Source organism: Nostoc sp. GT001, from assembly GCF_030382115.1.
Classification (GTDB): domain Bacteria; phylum Cyanobacteriota; class Cyanobacteriia; order Cyanobacteriales; family Nostocaceae; genus Nostoc.
In genome coordinates this window covers 4,139,509-4,161,695 of sequence record NZ_JAUDRJ010000003.1, presented here as the reverse complement: position 1 = coordinate 4,161,695, position 22,187 = coordinate 4,139,509, and the positions used below count along the sequence as shown (strand labels likewise).

Here is a 22,187-nt window from a genome sequence, read left to right as displayed (position 1 = left end):
AACTTTCGCGTTTCAAACCAGATTTAGGAGGCGGACAGGAGAAGTTGTGACCCAGGAATTCCATATTTCCGTAACCCCAGTAGGGCAAAATGACTACTTGGTGCGGACGGAACAAGTCGCGCCTGGGGTACCATTGGCAGAAGAATTGGTGACTTGGCCTATAGCTGATTGGTTGATGGCTGCTGGGCATTTGATGAATGACCCGTTGAATTCGGTGTTGCAGGGAGATCCATTCACCTCTGGTGGCCATGAAAGCGATATCGCCAGAAACTCTGTGAATTTGGTGGCGTTGGGTCAACAATTTTATAACGCCCTATTTCAAGGCACTCTCAGAGATAGTTGGATTACTGCCCAAGGTATTGCCCAGAACCATCAGCAAGTACTACGCTTACGCTTGGGGCTAAAAGATACTAGATTAGCTCGTTTGCCTTGGGAAGTAATGCACGCAGGCGATCGCCCTCTGGCTACTGGGCCTTATGTGGCTTTTTCTCGCTTCCAAAGTGGAATTTCGGGGGCTTCTCCTTTGCGGTCGCAAAATATGCCCACACCACCAGAACAAGGTGGTGTCAGAGTCTTGATGGTAATTGCTTCCCCCTCAGATCAAGTCCGTCTTGACTTACAGAAACAAGAAGCGATTAAACTACAAACGGAACTTCACCGTCAAACGTCACGACCTGGTGAAAGTCGGAATCGTTTCCCCGAAATTGAACTCACTGTATTAGACCAACCAGGGCGGGAAGAACTGACGCAAGCCCTAGAACAAGGCAGATACCACGTTCTCCACTACTCTGGTCATAGTAATTTAGGCGCAAATGGCGGAGAAATTTATCTTGTTAGTCGCAGAACTGGCTTAACGGAAATCTTGACTGGAGACGATTTGGCAGGTTTGCTCGTCAATAATAATATCCAAATGGCAGTGTTTAATTCCTGCTTGGGCGCATACACAGCAGCGTCCAATCCCTCTGGAGATACTGGCGAACGAAACTTAGCGGAAAGTCTCGTGAAACGAGGAATTAGAAGCGTTTTGGCGATGTCAGAAAGGATTCCTGATGAAGTGGCATTGACGCTCACACAATTGTTTTACCGCAACTTGAGTCAGGGATATCCAGTAGATTTGTGTGTAAGTAGGGTGCGCCAAGGATTAATTTCTGCTTATGGTTCTCTCCAGATGTACTGGGCATTACCGATTTTATATCTTCAGCCAGAATTTGACGGTTTTCTGAGTCAGGAAACTGAGGTATCCGCAAGTACGGAGTCGCTGAATCAGTATAGTTCGCCTTTAGGGGCAACTTCCACGATGTACCCTGGTATACCTGATGATAGCGAGATGCCTTTAGGAATGGAAGACATGATTCCTTCTGGTTTGACGCGGGACTCTTCTGGGTTGGACTGGCTGGGTGAAGATACTTGGGGCGATCTGGTTGATGAAATTGAGTATGATGACCCAAGCTATGAAGAAGATTCTGCAATCGTTTCGGATTTGTTTCGTCAGCTAGATAACCAAAAACCTCCAACTGAACCGGATCAACAAATTCGCGAAAATAGTCTTCACCAAAGCCAGATTTCTGAGGAAGTCATTTCCTCTGAAGAGTCAGCAGATTTGTGGGGAGAAGTTCCACCACCGCCACCTGCAACTCCAGGAAACCTTGAAGAAAATTGGCAAAATTCTAATTTTTCGCAATCGCAACCACCCCCGCCAAGAAATCGTACCCGTCGCCGCAAACTGTGGCCGATTGTGGGTGTTGTGGGGATCAGTGCGATCGCCGCTGCGATCGGTTTAAATTGGTGGTGGCAAAATCGCCCCCAAGCACTGCCTAAAATACCAGAAATTCCTGCCCAGTCTCTACCTGATTCTCGACCGATTCAAAAGCAGCCGAATATCGATTTAGGAATAGCACCCACTGGAATTGTCACTGCTACTGCTACGGAAAAATTGAGCCAGGGTGACTTGCAAGGTGGGCTATTGGCTGTAGAAGAACTACTGAATCGGGGCGCACTGGCTGCGGCTGAAACTTCCTTAAAACTAATTCCTAGTAAACAAGCTGACGATCCCTCTGTGAATTTTTACAAGGGAAGATTGGCGTGGCAGTCGATCCAAACTGGAGACAATAACTATAGTGTCGATGATGCCCGTCGTTATTGGGAAACTGCTGCCAAAGCTAAACCCGAATCGCTTTTGTATAATAACGCTTTGGGATTTGCCTACTACACAGAAGGCAATCTGAATCGCGCCAATGATGCTTGGTTCAAGGCTTTGAATTTAGCTCTCAAAGAACAGAACACAAACTCAACATCCAGAAATACAGCAGTTCCTCAAGATGCTTTAACTTCTTATGCTGGTTTAGCTCTTGGATTGTATAAATCTGCACTTAGTCAATCTAATGGAAAGCAGACGCAATATCTGAATGAAGCGATCAAATTGCGACAAACAGTTCTTAAGTCCGACCGAGAAAATTTCCAGGTAGATAAATTAGCTAAAAATTGGCTGTGGACGGAGAAGGCGATTGAAGATTGGCGATCGCTCCTTCAGCAAAAAGGCGAAGAACAGTAATATATTGTGATGAGTAAGGAGTAAGGAGTAAGGAGTAATGAGTAATGAGTAATGAGTAATGAGTGAAATCTTTAATTCAGCGGGAAGGGCGAAAGAAACAAGTCAAATCCTCTTTTCTTCTGCCTCCTGCCTTATTTCTTAGGAGTTCGACTTTATTCCTAAATTTTTCGTGATTTAGGATATAGCCAAAAGCTAAACAAGCGGCTAACTCTAGGCATGACAACATAAGTTAATAGCAAAACCATAGTAATCGTTATAATCAACGAAATAATCAAGGGTGGTAAAGCCCGAATTAGGGGTACTAAGAACGTATTCAATAAATTAATCAACACATATACAGCTCCCCAAGTTAGCAAGGCTGTTTTATAGCGCGGCGGAGTTTTTAAGGGTTGACCGGGAAGAGAAAACCAAGCTTCTAATCCACTAATTTTTTGAACATAAGGATCGGATTCAACCAAATGCTTACCTTGATTGAGCAAATGTTCGCGATCGCGCGATGTCATCCACACATCTAAATTTTCATAACTGTCAAATCGGAAGATAATCACATATTCATTTCGCACCCCAAGTTGAGGACAAATCACATTTGTTCCCATGTGACCTACATAGGTTCTAGAAACCCTGGTAATCTCTTTCAACCAAGCTTCGTAAGCGGTTTCGCATCCTGGTTTGACAAGTTGTGTAATGACCACGGTTACAAATTGATCGTTCTGTTCTATCTCCATTAGTTATGCCAATCAATTGTGGATTTTAGATTTTTTCACGTAGTTTAAACTGTTCCACATTTAATTTGCATATATTGGGCGGGCGAGACGCCCACCCCACAAGAAATTTACAATTTCAGATTATGCAAACTAAATGCGGTTGAGCTTACCAATTGCAGAGCGAGTAGCAATTTGGGATTTTCAATTGAAAATCCCAAATTTAAAATATAAAATTCGGTCACGCTCAAGCTAAGGGATATCCAGGTTTTCCAACTTCAAGCCGAACAACATTAGCAGGAACGACACCAGTGGGTGGAGGTAAAAACATTCCACCATTAGTCACAACATAAATTGCGGTGCGTAGGCGTAGCCCGTCGTAGACATCGCCTTCAGTTTGACCAAAAGCCACGGCTGTGCTGCCAATTACACCTTGCTCGGCTTGAGCAATAATAGTAGTACTGCGATCGCTTGCAATTCGCACAACACTGTTGTAAATATGCGTCGCTCCATAAAGATTCCCTTCCACGTCAAAGGCGAAGTCATCAATATTAGTTTGCTCAACAAAAATTTCCGGCTCACCTGGTCGATTTGCGGTATCGACGGGAATTCGCAACAGCAACATTTTTTCCGTATTTGAAACGTAGAGAAAATCACCAAAACGCTTCAAACCATTTGCAGCCGGAATGACATTTTCCGAATTGCTGCGAGCAAGCATTGGATGTTCTAGCCAAATTGAGGCGCGAGGTTGAGCGATATCAATCAGCCAAATTGCACCCCGATAAGAATCTGCTGCTAAATACTGAGTGTCAGAAAGAGGAGTGATGCCATTGAGAAATATTGCATCTGGCAGTTTCAGCAAGGTTTCCACTGTCCCATCACTGGCAACTAAAGAAATCACTGGTATAGAATCAGCATTCCAGCCTGTTGCCACTAAACCCCCGTTTGCAGTGAAAGCAAGACCACTCACTTTACCCTCAAGAGTGGCATGAATCTGCTGATTGCCATCTGGACTAATACGAACAATCTCGCCAACTTCGTGATTAGTTACAAATATTGTGCCATCTGGTGCGATTGCTAGATTTTCTAAAAAAGTATTAATGGGGAATGAGGTGACAACTTTAGCTGGTGCTAATTCAATAGTTGTATCTGCGTAAATCGGCGGTAAAACTGCGGAATTTCCCATATTAACCTACCACTGTAATTGAATGGGGCCACCAAACTTTCGCATCTCTGCAAAAAATAGTCCTTGCGCTCCTCCATCGGGAAGTGTTGCCAAATAAACAGCTGTTTGCGCTCCTTCTTCTGCTGTGAAAGGAGCATCATCTCCTCCCATATCGGTCTTCATCCAACCTGGAGAATAGGCATTTACGAGAATGTTAGCACCTTGAAGTTCTTTCCCCAGAATTGCTGTTAGTCCATTTACTCCTACTTTTGAGAGTCGGTAGGAAGGTGCTAAAGGGTAGTAGTCACTTGAAACTGACGCTAGAGACGCCATTTCCGTTGAGATATTGACAATGCGACCGTAGTTTTGCACCTTCATTAACGGAATTAATGCTTGAGAAATTCTGAGTACCGCTAAAACATTAGTTTCAAAGGTAGATCGCATCGTTTCCAGTTGGACAGTCAGTAAGCTGGACTCTTCAGGCTTGGTTGTGGGATTTACACCTGCATTGTTGACCAGAATATCTACTTTACCGTAAGTTTCACGCAACCATTCGGTAAACTGCTGCACGCTTCCATCATTGGTAACATCCAGCTTGTGATAGTCAACATCAAGCCCTTCACTCGATAACTGCTGCTTGGCAGCAAGACCATCTGTTTCATTACGACTCGTCAGAATTACGCGGTTGCCAATTTGGGATAATTGACGGGAAATTGCATATCCTAGCCCTCGGTTACTTCCTGTGACTACAGCAATCCTTTTTTGAGTCGTCATTTTTATGACCTTCAAACTGCTTTTAAGTTTACTGTACTGAGATGTTGTAAATTAAGCAAATTGATTTTAGCAATATATATTTTATGGTTTATATATTGACAATAAATACCAAATATGATTCTAGTAAAGATGAATTGCAATCTTGGCGGCCTTTAATATAGCAATCCTAAATCATTCGTGAAAAATTAGATCCCCGACTTCTTCGAGAAGTCGGGGATCTGGACATCGCGCATTTTCACAACTCATTTAGGATTGCTATATATGAGGCGATATCAAAAACGTTTCAATCCCTAATAGGGATTTTGATGAATTGCAATTCGAAGTAGTAGCTAATGGTCAAAGCGTTAACAAGTTTCAATCCCTAATAGGGATTTTGATGAATTGCAATTGATGGTTGAAGGTAAACCATACAGTTGGTACATAGAAGTTTCAATCCCTAATAGGGATTTTGATGAATTGCAATCCAGTTGGGCTGATTTACCAGGGTGTGACCAAATCGTTTCAATCCCTAATAGGGATTTTGATGAATTGCAATTATCACGATAGGCTATGGAAGCACTGTAAAGCTTGTTTCAATCCCTAATAGGGATTTTGATGAATTGCAATGCTTACCTTCGCCAGCTTCGGGTTACGCAAAAGCTGTTTCAATCCCTAATAGGGATTTTGATGAATTGCAATTCTAATATTGCTCCAGGTGCTACTCTATCATGGGATGCGTTTCAATCCCTAATAGGGATTTTGATGAATTGCAATTGGATGAATGCGCGATCCTCTTCCACACATTTGCGTTTCAATCCCTAATAGGGATTTTGATGAATTGCAATATGAATCCAGAAGTGCCTTGGGCTTTCAGGATGGGGTTTCAATCCCTAATAGGGATTTTGATGAATTGCAATCCTTATGAAGTAGGATTACGACTGTATGATGTCACGTTTCAATCCCTAATAGGGATTTTGATGAATTGCAATTAGGAACACAGATTTTTATCACCGAAACTTTTAAAGTTTCAATCCCTAATAGGGATTTTGATGAATTGCAATATAAAAGAAACGCCGCCCTCTTTTGTTGTCGTCAAGTTTCAATCCCTAATAGGGATTTTGATGAATTGCAATGTGCTTAAAAACCCTTCTACATCATGTTCAACCGCTGTTTCAATCCCTAATAGGGATTTTGATGAATTGCAATGCAAAAGGGAAGTAACCGTGAATAGGATCGATGTGTTTCAATCCCTAATAGGGATTTTGATGAATTGCAATAGCGGGAGCCTGAAAGGCAAGCTGTATTTAGTTTTCAAGGTGCGGTTGCGCGATTCTGGAGCAATGATAGCATTAGAGGATTCCTTTGGGAAGAGTGCCGGGAAAAGTTAAAGGCTGACATCCTAGTTTTTGTAAGCATTTCAGAGATTGCGCGGATGATAATTGGGTAATGAGTGGGGTGAAATGCTTGCTGGTATTGAGATAAAAGCAATTTTTTGGGGCNNNGGAATTTGTACACCTACCCATTCGCGCATTGACATACAAAAACTCTGCGAGATATGCGTCGCTAAAAATAATCTAATGGTGATGGGGGGCGCGATCGCTGCCTTCGGAGCCAGAAATCCCAGTCTTTATATNGCTTATAGCCTCCCACATCACACACAACAACACTTGTAATTTTAGTCTTGAGACTCCTCAGAGATAGATTCTGATTCGGTTTCAAGTTCTTCTGTTTGAACTTTGGGGGCTGGAGGTTTAACGGGTTTTGGGCCACGTGCTAGTGCAGGATTCACAGGTTGTCTGCCTTCATCCCTATATGACGATCCTTTTTTCCCTTTGTCAGACGAGCGTTCGCGGCTCGGTTTTGAGCTTTTGGGGTTGGATTCAATCGGGGTTACAGAATCCGAATTTTCGGAATTGCTGTCAGTGCTTCCTTGAGACTGACGTTCCGATTTCTTAATTGGACGTTCTACCATTGTTGATTTTTGTAAATTTATCTGTATGGTACATCGGTTTGGTGACTGTCAGACTGTAGAGTAGCATTTTTAAAGATTTTATCGAACAGAATTCAGGAGTCAGGAATCAGAATTCAGAATAAATTTTGTACGACTGGCGGATAGCGCCGACGGCAAGCGAGTCCGCGTATTCTTTCAGAGTTGCAAGCTATGCTTTTAGAGGATGTCTGAAAACTTTTTGGTGTTGTATTCGAGACTTGTAGATCCCCCTAAATCCCCCTTAAAAAGGGGGACTTTGATTCCAGTTCCCCCCTTTTTAAGCCTAGGGGGGATCAAGCGAAATATTGAATACTTCTCAGACATCCTTTTAGCGTCTGTCTGCGACACGCTGTTAGCGTTCGTAGAGAGCGTCTGAATAACCTGATTGATTCTGACTCCTGAATTCTGAATTCTGAATTCTGTTTATCAATTAACTTACTAAATTAAAAAATGGGTGCGTTATCCATAGCTAAACGCACCCGACAACTATTAAACAAAATCAGGTCGTGCCTGTTGCCTTGATTTGAACTTTTCCTCTAAAACTACCCAATTTTCTTGCTCAATTAAGTTAGTCAACTCATCGAGATTTTGACGATATTGTTGCAGCGATCGCAGCAATGCTTGACGATTATACCGTGCCATCATCACGCCCAACTCTGGATTCCCACCACCCACACGACTAGTATCCCGGAAGCCTGAACTAGCTAACTTTTGGGCTAATTGCAAAACATCGGGGTCAGTTTCGCTCAAACAAGCCGCAATCAATGAGGAACTGACCATTACAGGTAAATGGGAAATCCAACTCACAGCGCGATCGTGTTGCTCTGGTTGACAATAATAGATATTAGCTCCCAGCGATCGCACAATTTCTTCCACAACTGTAATTGCACTAGTTGGGGTTGTAGTTATCGGTGTTAATACGTAAGGTTTATCAACAAATAAATCTCGCTGTGCAGCTTCTATCCCACTGTCTGTTCTGCCCGCCATTGGATGACCACCAATAAAATTATCCCAAAGGGGAGTAATATCCTTGACTATCTGTGCTTTCGCCGAACCTACATCAGTGACGATTGTAGTAACAGGCAAATGAGCGACTAACTGTTCAAATTGATGCACAATAAGGGCTAGAGGTGTACAAATAAATACAACTTCTGCGGCTGCTAATAGGCTCAGATCGACTGATGCTTCATCAACACTGCCCAAGCTAACTGCCTTTTGACAGGTAGCTTCACGGCGACTAACTCCTAAGATATGATGTCCTTGCGATCGCAAATCAAAGCCCAAAGATCCGCCAATCAGTCCCAATCCTAAAATCCCAATATTCATTTTTGATTTTGACATTCCGTTTTTTATGACTTTACCAACTATTAAAGTTGGCATCCAAGGGGTAGCATCGATGACTGTAGAGGAATTACTGGAACAATACGCAGCAGGAGTCTTAAACTTTAATGGTGTTGACCTCCCAGAAGCCAATCTGAGTGGAGTAAAACTCAGTGGTGTAAATCTGAGCGATGCTAATTTGAGTATAGTCAACCTGAGTGGCGCGAATCTGAGTGAAGCTAACTTAAGCAATGCCAAGTTGAATGTAGCTAGACTGAGTGGTGCGAATCTATGCAGCGCCATTCTCAATAACGCCAGTCTCAACGTCGCTAATTTGATTCGAGCGGATTTAAGTCGCGCTCAACTCAGAGGAGCCTCATTAATCCGCACCGAGTTAGTTCGCGCTGATCTCAGTCGCGCTGATTTATTGGAGGCCGATCTCACTGGTGCTGATTTGCGAGAGGCGACACTCCGCCAAGCGAATCTCCGTCACGCTAACTTAAGTGAGGCTATCTTGAGAGGTGCTTCTTTAACTGGAGCCAACTTGGAGATGGCTAACTTAAACGCCAGCGATCTCAGTCGTTCTGACTTGAGCGGTGCAAATTTGCGAGATGCCGAACTCAGACAAGCCAATCTTAGCCATACTAATTTGAGCGGGGCTGATTTGAGTGGTGCAAATCTCCGATGGGCTGATTTGAGTGGCGCAAATCTCCGATGGGCAGATTTGAGCGGTGCAAAATTGAGCGGGGCTGATTTAATTGGCGCAGATTTAAGCAATGCCAATTTAACAAATACAAGTTTAGTCCACGCCAATTTAACTCAGGCAAAATTAATTAGGGCAGAATGGATCGGTGCTGACTTAACAGGAGCAACTTTAACGGGAGCCAAGCTTTATGCCACTTCCAGATTTGGTTTAAAAACTGAAGGCATGGTTTGTGAATGGGTCGATCTTAGCCCAAATGGCGATCGCTCCATTGTCCAAAACTTCCATTCTGAAGAATCACGAGATTTTTTTAACGAAACACCGCCAACAATTCGGATTATTGTTGATGCAGCTCTAGAACATGAAGCCAATTTTGCGATCGCTGGCGCTTACTACCAAATTGCTCAAGAATATCGGGGGCTGAAACAACCTCCAAGCATCGAAAGTGGCCGTCGTCGAACTATTTTTACCTTTCATGTAGATAGCGACGAAGCATTATTTATCACTGCTTACATTGTCATTCTTCCCTTTCTAGATGCAGCATCTATCCAAAAGAATATTTGTAGCATTATGGAAATGATTAACAGTGAAGTTGTTGCAAATCAAAACTTAAAATTGCTAAAATCACCTCATATAGTGAAACAACTAAATACTCTTTTAGAACAAGCTATAAATCAGGCTACAATAATTAAACAGACGAAAAAAAATATCGAAGTAGCCGCAAAGTTAAATTTTTGTAAAGCCCCAACCCAAATAGTTTTAACGAATTCCAGCGCCCACACTTTGATTGTTTATGACCATCCCAACTTTGGGAAAAGATTTATTAATCGTTCTGCTCTCAACGCTTCAGCTTATGATATATCCAGTGATTCAACAAAAAATATATTACCTTCATTAGATATAATTATAGATTTTGTCAAAGGATTTCATTATATTAGTCATTAGTTATGGGGCATTGAACTAATGACAAATGACCAATGACAAACGACAAGAAACAAAAATTTTGGAGGAAAAAATGCGCGATACCTTTAATAAAATGATTGGTCGAACTCGCTATGTAGTGTTTCGCCTATTTCTGCACTTAGGGGGAGGTGAAGTAGCGCCAATTTTGGGAGTATTGAATAGTGCTGGACGGGATGCGATCGATGTCGATGGCGACTTAGAAGTTTTAGGAGAAGGATTGGTAGAAATTAGCCAAACCCTGCTGCAATATGATGAATATTGGCTTTCTGCTGCTAACGAAGGTGACGTATTTTTTAATGAAGGCGAAGCGGGGGATTACGTGAATGAATTATTTACTGACTCTGCCGAAAGATATCTCAGCGAACCAAATTACAGTTCTGACTCTGGATTGAATGAACCTTTATCTATACCTGTAACCCGCAACGTCATTGTGATGATTACAGTAGCTTATGAAGGAGAAGTACCAGAATTGGAAACCGATCTTTCTAACGTTCAGGCGCTCAAGGAAGGCTTGAAAGCATTGATAAATTTGCATTATAAACATAGATTAAAGGCAATCCAAGTACATTTCTCACCAGCACAGTTAGGCGATGAACTTACTAGCGATCAACTGTTGCAATATTACCCAGAATTGATTCCTTTGTAATTTGTTGGGTAGTCCGTACCTACTACTTACATGATAAATTGTTAAGCTCAGAGATAGGACAATAATCCAATGATCATGACCATAGTACGTAAATTTACAGCCGTTTTTTTAGCTCTGAGTTTGTGTATCACAACTGTCGGTTGTGGTGGAGGAAACGAAACTACTCCTCCGGCTAAGAACGTTAGCCAAACCTCAGTTAACACAAAACTGAGTGACGGAGAGTATCAAATACAACAAGCTACTTATGATGATGCAACTGGTGAGTACAACCTGTTTTTACTAAACAATAAGCCCCCAACTTTTTCAACCGAAAATTTGCAAATGGCGCGGTTAACTGACGATCAAATTAAGGAGGGTAAAAAAACCTATCTGAAGGTAGAAAAAGGACAACCGATTTTATATCTAACAGAAGACTTTAAACTTGAGTACGTCCATAACGTTACCGAGAATAAAACCAATCCCCAAACCGGACAACAAGAGACGGTTGTAGTCCGTCGAGAAAATAGCTTCTGGGCACCATTTGCCGGGTCTGTGGCTGGTAGCTTGGCGGGACAGGCAATTGGTAGTATGTTGTTTAGACCCCAATATTATGTACCCCCTGTCTATCAACCAGGACAAGGATTAAGTGGCTTTGGTGGATATGGCGGAAGCTATGGCCAAGCAGTTCAAAGTTACCAAAGCCGCTACAATACGCAACCCGCAGCCGTGAGAAATCGCACTGCGTTCCGCAATACAGGGACAATTAGAAGGTCATATCCTGGTAATTCAAATATACGCAATACCCCGCGTAGCACTACAGGTAATAACCGTCCTTCTGGTTCTGGTTTTGGTGGTAGCACCTTGCAACCTTCTGGCAGAGCCACCTCACCTAGACGCAATTCTGGCAGTGGTTTTGGTAGTGGGCGTAGCACAGCACCCCGCCGCTCAAGTGGTTTTGGCAGCAGACGCCGTTAATCAATTACAAGTTGAATAAATAGACTGCTTAACAAGTAAAGGTAGTTGTACATAAAGAAGCCGGAGGGTAACAAGTCAAACCTCCGGCTTCTCTTTATATCTATGCAATTTAGGAGGAGGAATTATTAATTATTCGGTTAAATAATATGAAATACTAAATACAAATATTGCTAAGAGAACAGGAATCACTTTACTAAAGTCTATTCGCTTTTGTTGAACCATTTCTAAACAAGATATCGGAATCATCAGAGGCCAGAAGATAGTTGTCACCACAAACATCACAACCGATAAAAATTTATCTTCTGGATTGGAAGCAGGATGACGTAGGGAAAATATTAACCAATTAGTTAAAAAATAGCATGTCATTAATAAGTAACCAATAGTTAAAGTCAGTTGTATCTGATTCACCGTGAGTACTCCTGAAGTTATGTAAGCTTTACTAATCATCATTCGTACAAAGTTATAACATATACATTCGGAACCTCACGCCGTATTTGCTTATGCAAACACTCCCCTTTGTGAGGAGAGGTTTGGGGTTGAGGTTCAAAAATTTACTTTATATAAACAATACCTTAGCCAAAATAAGAGGATGAGGAGAGAGGGCCGATGTAGTAGAGTTATTGTCTCTCACAACGACAACTCAAAAACTACAATCAGCCCATGTCCGATATCTTATCACTGCTACAATGCTTGCTACCGCAGATAAACGCTACGACGATGCGGCAATTGAACCAGATAATCCTGGCTATGTTAGCGATGAGCGGACGAGTCACGATGTTGGGAATTTCCCGTTGGGCAGGCATTGGTGGTAGTTATCGGACGATGTTGCGGTTTTTTCATACAGTAATACCTTGGGCTACATTGTTTTGGCTATTTTTCCGCAAGCATTTGTTCCGTGCGAATGAGGTATATTTGCTTGCAGGAGATGAAGTTGTAGTCAGTAAATCGGGTAAAAAGACTTATGGATTAGATAGATTCTTTTCTAGCCTAGCCAATAAACCGATATCAGGATTATCTTTCTTTGTATTATCATTAGTGAGTGTTGAACAGAGGCACTCGTTTCCGATTCAGATAGAACAGGTAATAAAGAAAGATACTCAAACAAAAAGTACCTCGACAATCGAAAAACCAAACAAAAAAGAAAAGCGTGGGCGTGGACGACCAAAAGGAAGTAAAAACAAAAATAAAAAGGAAGTGATATTAACATCTGAATTAATACTAATTCAGAAAATGATTGGTTCACTATTCAAGTTATTAGCTAACTCTATTTCCCTCACCTACTTGGTAGTAGATGGTCATTTTGGTAACAACAATGCTTTGCAGATGGCACGTCTTGTCAACTTGCAGATAATTTCCAAATTGCGCCATGATTCAGCATTATACTTCCCTTATGAAAATCCTGACTCCAGTAAGCGCTCTCGTCGTAAATACGGTGATAAGCTAGACTATCGTAATATACCTGACAAATACTTATGTAAAAGTGCTATTGAGGATGATATTCAAACTGATATTTATCAAGCCACTCTTATTCACAAAGAATTTGCCCAAGCTCTCAATGTAGTGATTTTGGTCAAAACCAATCTTAAAACTAATGCTTGCAGCCATGTAATTATTTTTTCTAGCGACCTAACTCTGTCATTTGAAAAAATTATCGACTATTACAAACTCCGTTTCCAAATCGAGTTTAATTTTAGGGATGCCAAGCAGTTTTGGGGATTGGAAGATTTTATGAACCTGAGCCAAACTGCCGTGACTAATGCTTCTAATTTAGCATTTTTTATGGTCAATTTATCCCACCATCTTCTCGCTGATTTCCAGCAACTCAATCCCGGTTCTGGCATTATTGACCTTAAGGCTTACCATCGTGGTTTTCGATATGTTCGTGAAATGTTAAAAATGCTTCCCGAAATCCCTGAGCCTATTTTATTAACCCAGATTTTTGCCAAGCTTACTTCTTTAGGACGTATTCATCCCGTTTCCACTGGCGTTGAACCCTCGTAAATTGGCAGAGGTATTGATAAACGATAACTGCTATAGCTGTAGCTATTAAAGCAATCATTAAGCAGTCTTAAAAAATCGAATAATTTCGCGGACATGATCGAGAAATTGCCCGTCCGTGGAAAGTTGCGCGATCGCATTTCTGGCTTCTCTCCCCAAACGCTCATGTTCTGTTTGATTTGTCGCCCGTAATTCTTCTAAATTAGCTGCAATCCGGGCTAAATCTCTGCGCGTTTCTTCGGCAAAACGTTGTTGAGTCGCGGATAAAGAATAGGGTTGTTCGGGGTTGAGTTGATCTTCCAATGACTGAATTTTTTGTTCCAATATCGAGAAGCGATCGCGCAGTTCAAAAATATCTTCGCGTGGATACTTCCATTCTTGGCGAATCATCGCTAACCGCGCATATAAATACTCATAAGCGCGAATCGCGGGACGCAGAATTGTTAATAATAAAGCTGCACCAGAACTTATATATCCAACTGTACTAATACCAGTGGCAGCAAGAGTATAAAGACCAACGGCTGAGAATAAGTGTAAAGCAATGGCAACCCAGAGCGATCGCTTTGCCAACAATGTGACATACTTCACTTGTTTCTCATCGACTGGAATTCCTTTCTCAGTTGATTGTGCTGCTTCTGCTAAGACTTCTTTGGCTTGAAAATGCACATTCCAAGGTACGGTAACAATTACCAACAGCCACCAAAAACTAGCACCACCAATCACCCAATCAAGAAAGTTGCCAGCAGGTATGTGCAACCATTGCAGTAAGCCAAAAGCTGCCAACACCACAACCACAATTCCTGCAATGGAACTGATGAAAAAGTTAATATACATCTTGCCCTGTCTCCGGTGAAACTATACCTCGATCTTTACTATGCCTCACCAGTTATACGGAAATGATTGTGATGGTTTTTCTAGTAGCACATATCATACTGTGCAGAATTCAGACTTAGAGAATGTTTGAAAAGTCCTCTTATCGGTATCAAAAGTTTTAGATACCCCTAAATCGCCTTTAAAAAGGGGGACTTTGATTCCCTTTTTAAGGGGGGGAAAGGGGGGATCAACAAGTGCCTAAAATCACACCCAAAGACTTTTCAAACAACCTCTTAAAAAAATTTTCTGATTTCAATAATTAACAACTTGTAAGAAATCATGATGTCAGCAAAATCTTACATAACCGGAAAAAAGCACTTTGATGACACAGGTTTACTCAACTAAATAACTGCGCCAAATTTTTTGAGTATTTTGACTACCCTTTTCTGGAAGCAGCAATCGCCAAGTTTTACCTTCTTGCTGAATTTGTAGATAAACATCAAAGGGTTGTTTTGGTTGCGTCAAGCGTCGTTTTGGTAGCTTAACAATCAAGTCGTAGGTTCCCCGAACATGGAAAGCTGGTAAATTTTCAATCGTCAGGGGTTGTTCTTGGGTAATTGATAGCCGCTTGATTTCAAATCCTTGAAAATCTAAATCCAACTGTTGGCTAAGTTTTTGTTGAGTTTGTTCTAGCCCAAGTGCGATCGCTTTTTGCACTAAATCGCTAGTCGGTAGCAGTCCAATACTGCCACAAGCTGTCACTAGCACCAGCAATATTGCTGTCAAAACTAACCGCACCATGTTATTCCTGAGATTCCACTTATCAGCGATAGTATAACTGTAGTTTCTCTCAATTCTCTCATCTATCATGCCAAAACAGTCTATAGGTCTTGATAACCAACTCTACAATTATCTTTTATCTGTTTCGCTGCGAGAACCAGAAATTCTCGAAAAGTTGCGCCAACAAACCGCCAATCATCCCCGGAGTGGAATGCAGATTTCACCAGAACAAGGGCAGTTTATGAGCCTTCTGGTGCAGTTAATTGGAGCGAAGAAAACCCTAGAAGTTGGAGTGTTTACGGGTTATAGCTCACTTTCTGTAGCTTTGGCACTACCAGCTGATGGGAAAATTATCGCTTGTGATGTGAGTGAAGAATTTACTGCGATCGCTCGGCGGTATTGGCAAGAAGCTGGGGTTGCTGATAAAATCGATCTCCGATTAGCACCAGCTTTGGAAACTTTAGATCGGCTATTGGCAACTGGGCAAGCCGAAACTTTTGATTTTGCCTTTATTGATGCTGATAAAGAAAATTATGATGGATATTATGAGCGATCGCTGCAATTAGTTCGTCCAGGTGGATTGATTGCGATCGATAATGTTTTATGGTCTGGACAAGTAGCTGATGAGCAAAATCAAGATGAAAGCACCCAAGCAATCCGAGCGCTGAACGAAAAGTTACATCATGATGAACGAGTTACTCTCTCCCTTGTCCCCATCGCCGATGGACTTACTTTAGCAATCAAGCGACCTTAATACAGCAAGGGCACACAACTAATTGTGCGCCCTTACCACATTTCTATTTACTTAGAAGTTATAGCCAAGTCCTAATTGTAGTCCTACATCTGTGTCATCTACAAAAGCAGCATTTACACCACCTGTTAGCGTAAATCTAGAACCGATAGGAACGTCTACACCACCTGTTAACAACAATCCAATATCAGTATCAGTGTTAGCTTCAATTGCTATGCCAGCACCTATGTAGGGAGATATGCTATAAGTTCTCTCGCCTACCGAACCTGCTCTGCGGGGAGAAAAATCCAAAGTTACGGGAACTAGAAATATTGTATCGTCCCCAAAGATTACTGATGGTCGCACTGATAGATAGTTTGTCAGACCAAGTTTGCTGATTACTGTAAAGTTAGTATCGCTCAGAGCTGTATCGTCGCCGCTCAAACCAATGTTACCACCAACTCCGATATAGCTTCTGCCACCACGAGTACTTCTACCTACATTCACATCAGGCGTTGTACTTCCTGTTGATGGCTGATTTAACTGACTGATGTTAACATCAGGCGGAATCAGGACTTGGTTAATTGCATGGATGACACCATTGCTAGCTTTCACGTCTGCTTGGAGAACTCTGGCATTATTCACCGAGACTTGACTGTTAGCGGAATCGATTTGAATATTTACAGGTCTTCCTTCATCGGTTGTCAATTCCCCTGCCGAGAGTTGACTAGCAGTTACCGCACCGGGAACCACATGATATCTCAAAATCTTAACTAATGCTTCTCTGTTTTCTGGTTGCTCTAACTGTTGTAAGGTAGCGGCAGGCAAAGCAGCAAATGCATCATTGGTAGGAGCGAAGACTGTATAAGGGCCTGGCTGTTGAAGAATATCTGATAGACTAGGCTGTCTTTAATAAAGAAGTCAGAGTTGTAAAAGAACTACTGGATGCCGCCAGAGAAACAATATCAGTACTTGCAGGAGTTCCAGCGACAACGTACTGACTAGCTGGAAGATTGCTAGCAATGGGTTGCGCCCGTCCTTGTCTAACTAAAGCTTGATATAAAAGTGCTGCTGCTTCAGCACGAGTCAAAGACTGTTGCGGATTGAGTTGTTTTACATCCGGGTAGTTGACAACAAGATTACCTACTGTCGCTGCTGCCACACTGCCAACAGCATACTCAGGGATAGCTGAGGCATCGTTGTAGTAATTAGTGAGAGTACTTGTATCGCCACCAGTTAAACCTAAGCCACTACTTAAAGCAACGATCCCCTGCACTCTAGGAATTTCTTGATTTGGTCTAAACACGTTCCCAGGATAGCCTGCCAAAAATCCAATTTCGTAGGCGTTTTGAATTGCAGCAGCCGCCCAGTAGTTAGCAGGAACATCACTAAATCCACCCGCACTTAATTGCCGGACTCGGTTTTGGGTACTGAAAGCTTTTTGAATCAAGGCAGCAAATTCAGCACGAGTCACAGGCTGATTTGGTCTATAAGTACCATCAGGAAAGCCACTAATCACGTTATTCTCAGCTAGGGCTTGAATGAAGGGACGCGCCCAATAATCTGAGGAAACATCAGACAGGTTAACTGTTGAAGTAGGCGATGGTGTCGCAGGTGAGGGTGTTGCAGATGGAACAGGAGTTTGAGATGAAGCTGGGGCAGAAATTATGATGGGGGTTATTGTAGCAGCTGTCATTCCCAGAACTAGCAAAGTAACCTTTGTTGATGACCAACGAAACAAACTAGACATGGAAATATCCTCTTTTCAATTTCTTGGGTTGACTATTGGAAAATACTGGATGCAAGGTTAAGTGAATACAAATATCCAGATGATTATTTGGTTGCCTTGATATGGAAACCAAAATGAAACCCGTTAACTCTGGAAAGTTCAAATGTGGGACATTATGAGTAGCTGCTCTGATATCTCATAACATTTATCCAAATGTTTACCACATTATGTAGTATCGGATTCCTATTTGTTTGTTTTTTAAAGAACCGCAGATCGCACTAAAGAGAAGCAGGCATACTGTGGTAATCTCTTCTGTTGCAACAATAAAGATAATTAATGCAAGTAGGCGATTTTATCAGTTCTAAAATTGCAGTCAAGCAGTAAAATAATTGGCCTTTAATAGCCATCTCTTTATAATTGCCGACGAGGGTTCATGCCGTCAAACTTAATGTATCATGATCTTTAACAAGATTTAAGAAATAAAATGCCTTTTGGCGATATGATGTATTATTAATCTTTGATCGAAATTATACAACTAACTCAGGGCTAGATTTTGAGGAAAAACTTTCACTCTTTAGATAGTTGTCCTTGGTGGTAAATTTTCAAATACTAGACTGGAAATTAGCGATCGCAATCAAAATTTTCGAGCCTGATTGCGCCAAGATTTTTGGCTAGGAATTATTTTTTTACAAAAGACTATTTGATAAAAGGGAACCCAAAGATCAACTAGGATTTCTGGAGGATGGCTAATCTGTATCAATTTTGCTCACAATTCCTCTGGAGGTAGGGCAACAAATCCGGTTTTTAGTCCACGCTTGAATCCTGCTTTTTCATAGAAGTGCAACGTCTCCTCGTTTTTTGAGCCACTTAGAAGCATCACTTTATAGCACTGTTGCTGCCATGCTAAAGCTAGGGCATAATGTAGCACTTGTGTACCTAATCCTTGTTGTCGAAAATCGAGATGGGTGACAACATTTTCAATAATGCCGTATGGACGTGTACCACGCGTTAAGTTGGGAACAATAGTTAAGTTGCATGTTGCTACTAGCTGGTTATCAACATCAGCCACTATGTAATACAACCGGGGATCATGTAAAATTCCATCCCAGATAGATTTTGACATCCTCACCGACCTAAAGGCGCTCTTAAGAAGGAGTAATAAGTAATAAGTAATGAGTAAATACCCATTTTTCATCCACTATGAAACTCATTACTCCTTACTCATTACTTTAAATCTGTCGTAGAACGACGGGGCTTTTACCCATTTTTTTGGTAAAACATCATCAGTCGGTAGAGGCGCATCAACAGGATTTAGATGGTTATATAAAACCAAAAGTTGGAGAAGTTCGTCGCGTGTAATGAGGCGAACGGTAATTATCGGTTTAGACAAGACTGTATTAGGGTAATTTAATTATCCCAAGAAGTATGTTTGGCAATTTCAAATGTCAAAATTCTGGGAATGTCAATTCAGTGCGAACAACTCCAGCACGCTGATGACGAGCTAGCAGTTTAACCGTGCTACCATGAGGCGCACGCACTACCCATTCCACCTTCGCCCGATCCTTGGTAGGATCGCTGTGCCGTCTAATGGGAGTTGAAGGCTTGTAGGCTCGTCCTTCTAATTGACCTAACTCTTCACGGGGCTTACCCGTTACCAAAGTTCCCCCAGGAGGCAGTTCAATTTCACAGATACAGCCCCGCACCAACTTTTTTTCTAAAGCTTTTTGGGTGACATTGGTGGGCAACCAGCCTGTATTATGCACAACCAATTGCACCCGATAAGTATCATCACCCAAGCTGTGGATACTGGCTTCGTAAATCTCTAAACGCGGAGATATTAATAGATGCCAAACCAGCCATTCTGGGAAGAGGGCTATTTCTTTCTCCAGAAACTGAGAGGGTGGATTTGCCCAAGCGTACATCGTATCCCAGCCGCCTAGTTCAATCTGTCCGAGTTGGGGATGCTCGAAGGGATACCAATCTATGTAGCCCTTACCTGCAAGTTTTTCATCGCTCCAACGCAGCAATTTCAGGTCATCTTCTATAGAGTGTTCTCGCTGCCAATCGATGTATTTATAATCATTAATTCCAGCTTGGCGCTGCGGACTCCAGACTTCTACTGTCCAGGCAAATAGACCTTGATATTCATAAGCCCAGTCGTCGAATGTACCTGTAATTATATCTTTGGGGTCATAGCGGAAATCATGAAAGGCAGAGATGGCTGGGTATTGAGTAAGTTCAGTACCTTTTGCACCAATGCGTTGATAAGTGCGGAGATCATTGACGGGGAATTCGTCATCGCTGAGGTGGGTGTAGGGACGAATGAAAACACCGCTAAAGGTGTGAAAGGCGATCGCTCCTGTAATATTAGGATGTGTAGTGATAAATTGAACTAGCGATCGCACTTCTGTTTCAGATGTAGGATAGAGGCCAGATCCAAATTGCTCAGATTCTTGCCGCCACAAAAATGGAAAATTCCGGTTTAAATCTAGTCCTTCTTTAGAAGGCTGAATTTTAATCTGAACTCCGTCGTAATTTTCGATATTTCCTTCTGGTAGTACGCGATAATATTGACCACCTGTTTCTGTTGGTTCGCGTCGCACCAGCAGCCGAGGTTCAGTAGGACAGACTTTCCAAGCCCCATTGTCATCGGGGATTCGCATCAGTAAAATCCGACCATCGCCATCGATATCTTCCATCACTAACCCGTCATTGCCTTCTTCATCATGGGGATAAGGGCGAGTACTGGAGCGAATAAATTTCGGTTTGTCAGCCAATGCCAACTCCGCGCCATCAGGATTAACACGGGGACAAATGTAGAAGGTGCGGGTATCCAAACAACGGGTAATTTCTGGGTGAGTACCGTAAGCTGTCACTAATGTTTGCAATAGGTATAAACAAACACTTGACGGTGCTAATTCAGTGGCGTGAATGTTGCCATCAACCCAGAGGGCAGGTTTTTCTTGATGTACGCCAGTGGCAAAGTTGCTAACTGTTAATACCCAGATGTCACGTCCTTCGTAACTTTTGCCAATGCTTTCTATGCGTACTAGTTGGGGAAATTCCTTCGCATAACTGTGTAGAATGCGTGTCAGGTCTTCATAACGATAGTATTTATCAAACCGAACATCTGGCATAACAAACCTCCCCATACACTCGTTGATCATTATTTACCATACTAAGGTAAGTGCATCTCAAACACTATTGATAAGCGAATTTAGAAGTATTATCATCTCGATCAAATAATTACTAGTTCGTAATTATCAAGTCCGAATAATATCAATTAATTTATGCCGTTTTGTATGCTCAACTCGTGCGTCTTGCATTGCTGCAAAATGGTCTGCAAGCGTTACTTTCGGCTTAATTTTCATCTTCTCAGTACTATTAAGAGTAATTTTTGACCGCTTAATATTTCTTGAAAGTATTACTGAGCGATCGCATCTCCATCAAAATAGCAGCCTCAACGATGCTAGCGTATGTCAGAGTCCGATTTCATAGCACATTTGTTCGACCAATCCTGACGAATGTATTTAACCACGCTGTCTTCTGTATTTAAGCCAATTACCAATGACGAGTAACGCTTGAGTTCGGCATCTGCGTTAGCAACTGCAATGGCACGATCAGCAATTTTGAACATTTTGATGTCATTAATTTGATCTCCAAAGACCACAATCTCACTTTCCTGTAACCCATAATTCTCTACCAGAGTCCGAATAGCTTGGTCTTTAGTAGCTTTGCAGTCATGAATTGTTAACCAGTACCACCCCGGAGAGTATTGGTTCTCGATCAAGTGTGTCTCTACGGTAGTTCCATGTTTTTGAATAATCGCACCTTGAAGTTCGAGCAGTTGTTGTGCGTGCCCAATCACGGTCAGACAAACAACTTGATCGCCAAAAGAATGCATCAAATCTTCAATTGTTCGCCATCTTCGGTCTTTGCTTGTTAGGCGATCGTTAAGATACCATCGCATACCGTCGTTAATTACATCTTTATAGTAAGCACAATCTTCTCTGCCATTAAAACTAGATACAAACGGAACACAGCCGAACTCTAGGATAAGTTTGTAGATACTTTCAACTACAGAAGGACAAATAGAGTTAATGATTTCATGTCTGCCAGAATCCAAATCAGAAATAAAAGCACCATTAAATTCGATAATCGGTAGAGTAAGATTCAAACCTTTCAGCATCATTTGCATAGAAACAACGCTACGCGCACTAGCCACAGTAAACTGTAATCCTTGATGCAAGAGTTCGTGAAGGACTTTCTTGCTTAACAAAGAAAGAATTGCATTATCTCCAAGCAATGTACCGTCTAAATCTGAAACATAGACAGTGTTCATAATGTTCATAAACTTTAGCTACCACTGATTGAGACGAAAATTATATCTT

18 protein-coding genes, 1 pseudogene and 1 CRISPR repeat array are annotated in these 22,187 nt (G+C 41.9%); of the genes and pseudogenes, 6 read left to right on the top strand and 13 right to left on the bottom strand.

The window, feature by feature from the left end:
• Nucleotides 1-46 precede the first annotated feature (46 nt).
• Nucleotides 47-2,551: a cell division protein HetF gene (gene hetF, locus QUD05_RS20555; protein WP_289797681.1), complete on the top strand. Its 2,505-nt coding sequence runs from the start codon at nt 47-49 to the stop codon at nt 2,549-2,551.
• Nucleotides 2,552-2,709: 158 nt separating this feature from the next.
• Here the strand turns inward: hetF and QUD05_RS20550 are convergent, their stop codons facing one another.
• The 5 genes from QUD05_RS20550 to QUD05_RS20530 all read right to left on the bottom strand — a co-directional run bounded on the left by QUD05_RS20550 (nt 2,710) and on the right by QUD05_RS20530 (nt 8,486).
• The gene (locus tag QUD05_RS20550) at nt 2,710-3,276 is read right to left on the bottom strand and encodes a putative antibiotic biosynthesis monooxygenase (RefSeq protein WP_289797680.1); all 567 of its coding nucleotides are present in this window, start codon (nt 3,274-3,276) and stop codon (nt 2,710-2,712) included.
• Nucleotides 3,277-3,499: 223 nt separating this feature from the next.
• Nucleotides 3,500-4,438, bottom strand: coding sequence for an SMP-30/gluconolactonase/LRE family protein (locus tag QUD05_RS20545; RefSeq protein WP_289797679.1), 939 nt, complete (start codon nt 4,436-4,438; stop codon nt 3,500-3,502).
• A gap of 6 nt (nt 4,439-4,444) precedes the next feature.
• Nucleotides 4,445-5,191, bottom strand: coding sequence for an SDR family oxidoreductase (locus QUD05_RS20540; RefSeq protein ID WP_289797678.1), 747 nt, complete (start codon nt 5,189-5,191; stop codon nt 4,445-4,447).
• 280 nt (nt 5,192-5,471) lie between these two features.
• Nucleotides 5,472-6,447: direct repeats of the CRISPR family, unit length 37 nt; unit sequence GTTTCAATCCCTAATAGGGATTTTGATGAATTGCAAT.
• Between the two features lie 398 nt (nt 6,448-6,845).
• Complete coding sequence (locus tag QUD05_RS20535) at nt 6,846-7,142, bottom strand: hypothetical protein (protein WP_289797677.1); 297 nt, start codon at nt 7,140-7,142, stop codon at nt 6,846-6,848.
• Nucleotides 7,143-7,649: 507 nt separating this feature from the next.
• The gene (locus tag QUD05_RS20530; RefSeq protein ID WP_289800032.1) at nt 7,650-8,486 is read right to left on the bottom strand and encodes a prephenate/arogenate dehydrogenase; all 837 of its coding nucleotides are present in this window, start codon (nt 8,484-8,486) and stop codon (nt 7,650-7,652) included.
• 70 nt (nt 8,487-8,556) lie between these two features.
• Between QUD05_RS20530 and QUD05_RS20525 the strand changes: the two genes are divergently transcribed.
• The 3 genes from QUD05_RS20525 (at nt 8,557) to QUD05_RS20515 (ending at nt 11,746) form a co-directional block, all read left to right on the top strand.
• Nucleotides 8,557-10,128: a pentapeptide repeat-containing protein gene (locus QUD05_RS20525; protein WP_289800031.1), complete on the top strand. Its 1,572-nt coding sequence runs from the start codon at nt 8,557-8,559 to the stop codon at nt 10,126-10,128.
• A gap of 70 nt (nt 10,129-10,198) precedes the next feature.
• Nucleotides 10,199-10,792, top strand: coding sequence for a DUF1517 domain-containing protein (locus tag QUD05_RS20520; RefSeq protein ID WP_289800030.1), 594 nt, complete (start codon nt 10,199-10,201; stop codon nt 10,790-10,792).
• A 69-nt stretch (nt 10,793-10,861) separates the two neighbouring features.
• Entirely contained in the window at nt 10,862-11,746 is an 885-nt protein-coding gene (locus tag QUD05_RS20515) for a hypothetical protein (RefSeq protein WP_289797676.1), read from the top strand.
• Between the two features lie 129 nt (nt 11,747-11,875).
• On the opposite strand, the gene QUD05_RS20510 is transcribed toward QUD05_RS20515, so the two are convergent.
• Nucleotides 11,876-12,112 carry a hypothetical protein gene (locus QUD05_RS20510; RefSeq protein ID WP_354666145.1) on the bottom strand — a complete coding sequence of 79 codons (237 nt, stop codon included), beginning with the start codon at nt 12,110-12,112 and terminating at the stop codon, nt 11,876-11,878.
• Nucleotides 12,113-12,406: 294 nt separating this feature from the next.
• Here QUD05_RS20510 and QUD05_RS20505 point away from each other — a divergent pair, with 294 nt between their 5' ends.
• Nucleotides 12,407-13,747, top strand: coding sequence for a transposase (locus QUD05_RS20505; protein ID WP_289794346.1), 1,341 nt, complete (start codon nt 12,407-12,409; stop codon nt 13,745-13,747).
• 57 nt (nt 13,748-13,804) lie between these two features.
• Here the strand turns inward: QUD05_RS20505 and QUD05_RS20500 are convergent, their stop codons facing one another.
• Both QUD05_RS20500 and QUD05_RS20495 read right to left on the bottom strand, forming a co-directional pair.
• Nucleotides 13,805-14,578 carry a hypothetical protein gene (locus QUD05_RS20500; protein WP_289797675.1) on the bottom strand — a complete coding sequence of 258 codons (774 nt, stop codon included), beginning with the start codon at nt 14,576-14,578 and terminating at the stop codon, nt 13,805-13,807.
• A gap of 372 nt (nt 14,579-14,950) precedes the next feature.
• Complete coding sequence (locus QUD05_RS20495; RefSeq protein WP_289800028.1) at nt 14,951-15,358, bottom strand: hypothetical protein; 408 nt, start codon at nt 15,356-15,358, stop codon at nt 14,951-14,953.
• Nucleotides 15,359-15,425: 67 nt separating this feature from the next.
• Between QUD05_RS20495 and QUD05_RS20490 the strand changes: the two genes are divergently transcribed.
• Nucleotides 15,426-16,091, top strand: coding sequence for an O-methyltransferase (locus QUD05_RS20490; protein ID WP_289797674.1), 666 nt, complete (start codon nt 15,426-15,428; stop codon nt 16,089-16,091).
• A 51-nt stretch (nt 16,092-16,142) separates the two neighbouring features.
• Here the strand turns inward: QUD05_RS20490 and QUD05_RS20485 are convergent.
• The 5 genes and pseudogenes from QUD05_RS20485 to QUD05_RS20465 form a co-directional block, all read right to left on the bottom strand.
• Nucleotides 16,143-17,817, bottom strand: a pseudogene (locus QUD05_RS20485) (fasciclin domain-containing protein).
• Between the two features lie 745 nt (nt 17,818-18,562).
• Nucleotides 18,563-18,919: a GNAT family N-acetyltransferase gene (locus QUD05_RS20480; RefSeq protein ID WP_289797673.1), complete on the bottom strand. Its 357-nt coding sequence runs from the start codon at nt 18,917-18,919 to the stop codon at nt 18,563-18,565.
• Nucleotides 18,920-19,006: 87 nt separating this feature from the next.
• Nucleotides 19,007-19,186 carry a hypothetical protein gene (locus tag QUD05_RS20475; RefSeq protein WP_289797672.1) on the bottom strand — a complete coding sequence of 60 codons (180 nt, stop codon included), beginning with the start codon at nt 19,184-19,186 and terminating at the stop codon, nt 19,007-19,009.
• A gap of 55 nt (nt 19,187-19,241) precedes the next feature.
• Entirely contained in the window at nt 19,242-20,933 is a 1,692-nt protein-coding gene (locus QUD05_RS20470; RefSeq protein ID WP_289797671.1) for a M14 family metallopeptidase, read from the bottom strand.
• A gap of 332 nt (nt 20,934-21,265) precedes the next feature.
• A complete protein-coding gene (locus QUD05_RS20465) occupies nt 21,266-22,147 on the bottom strand; it encodes an HAD hydrolase family protein (protein WP_289797670.1) in 882 nt (293 codons plus the stop codon).
• Between the last annotated feature and the right edge of the window lie 40 nt (nt 22,148-22,187).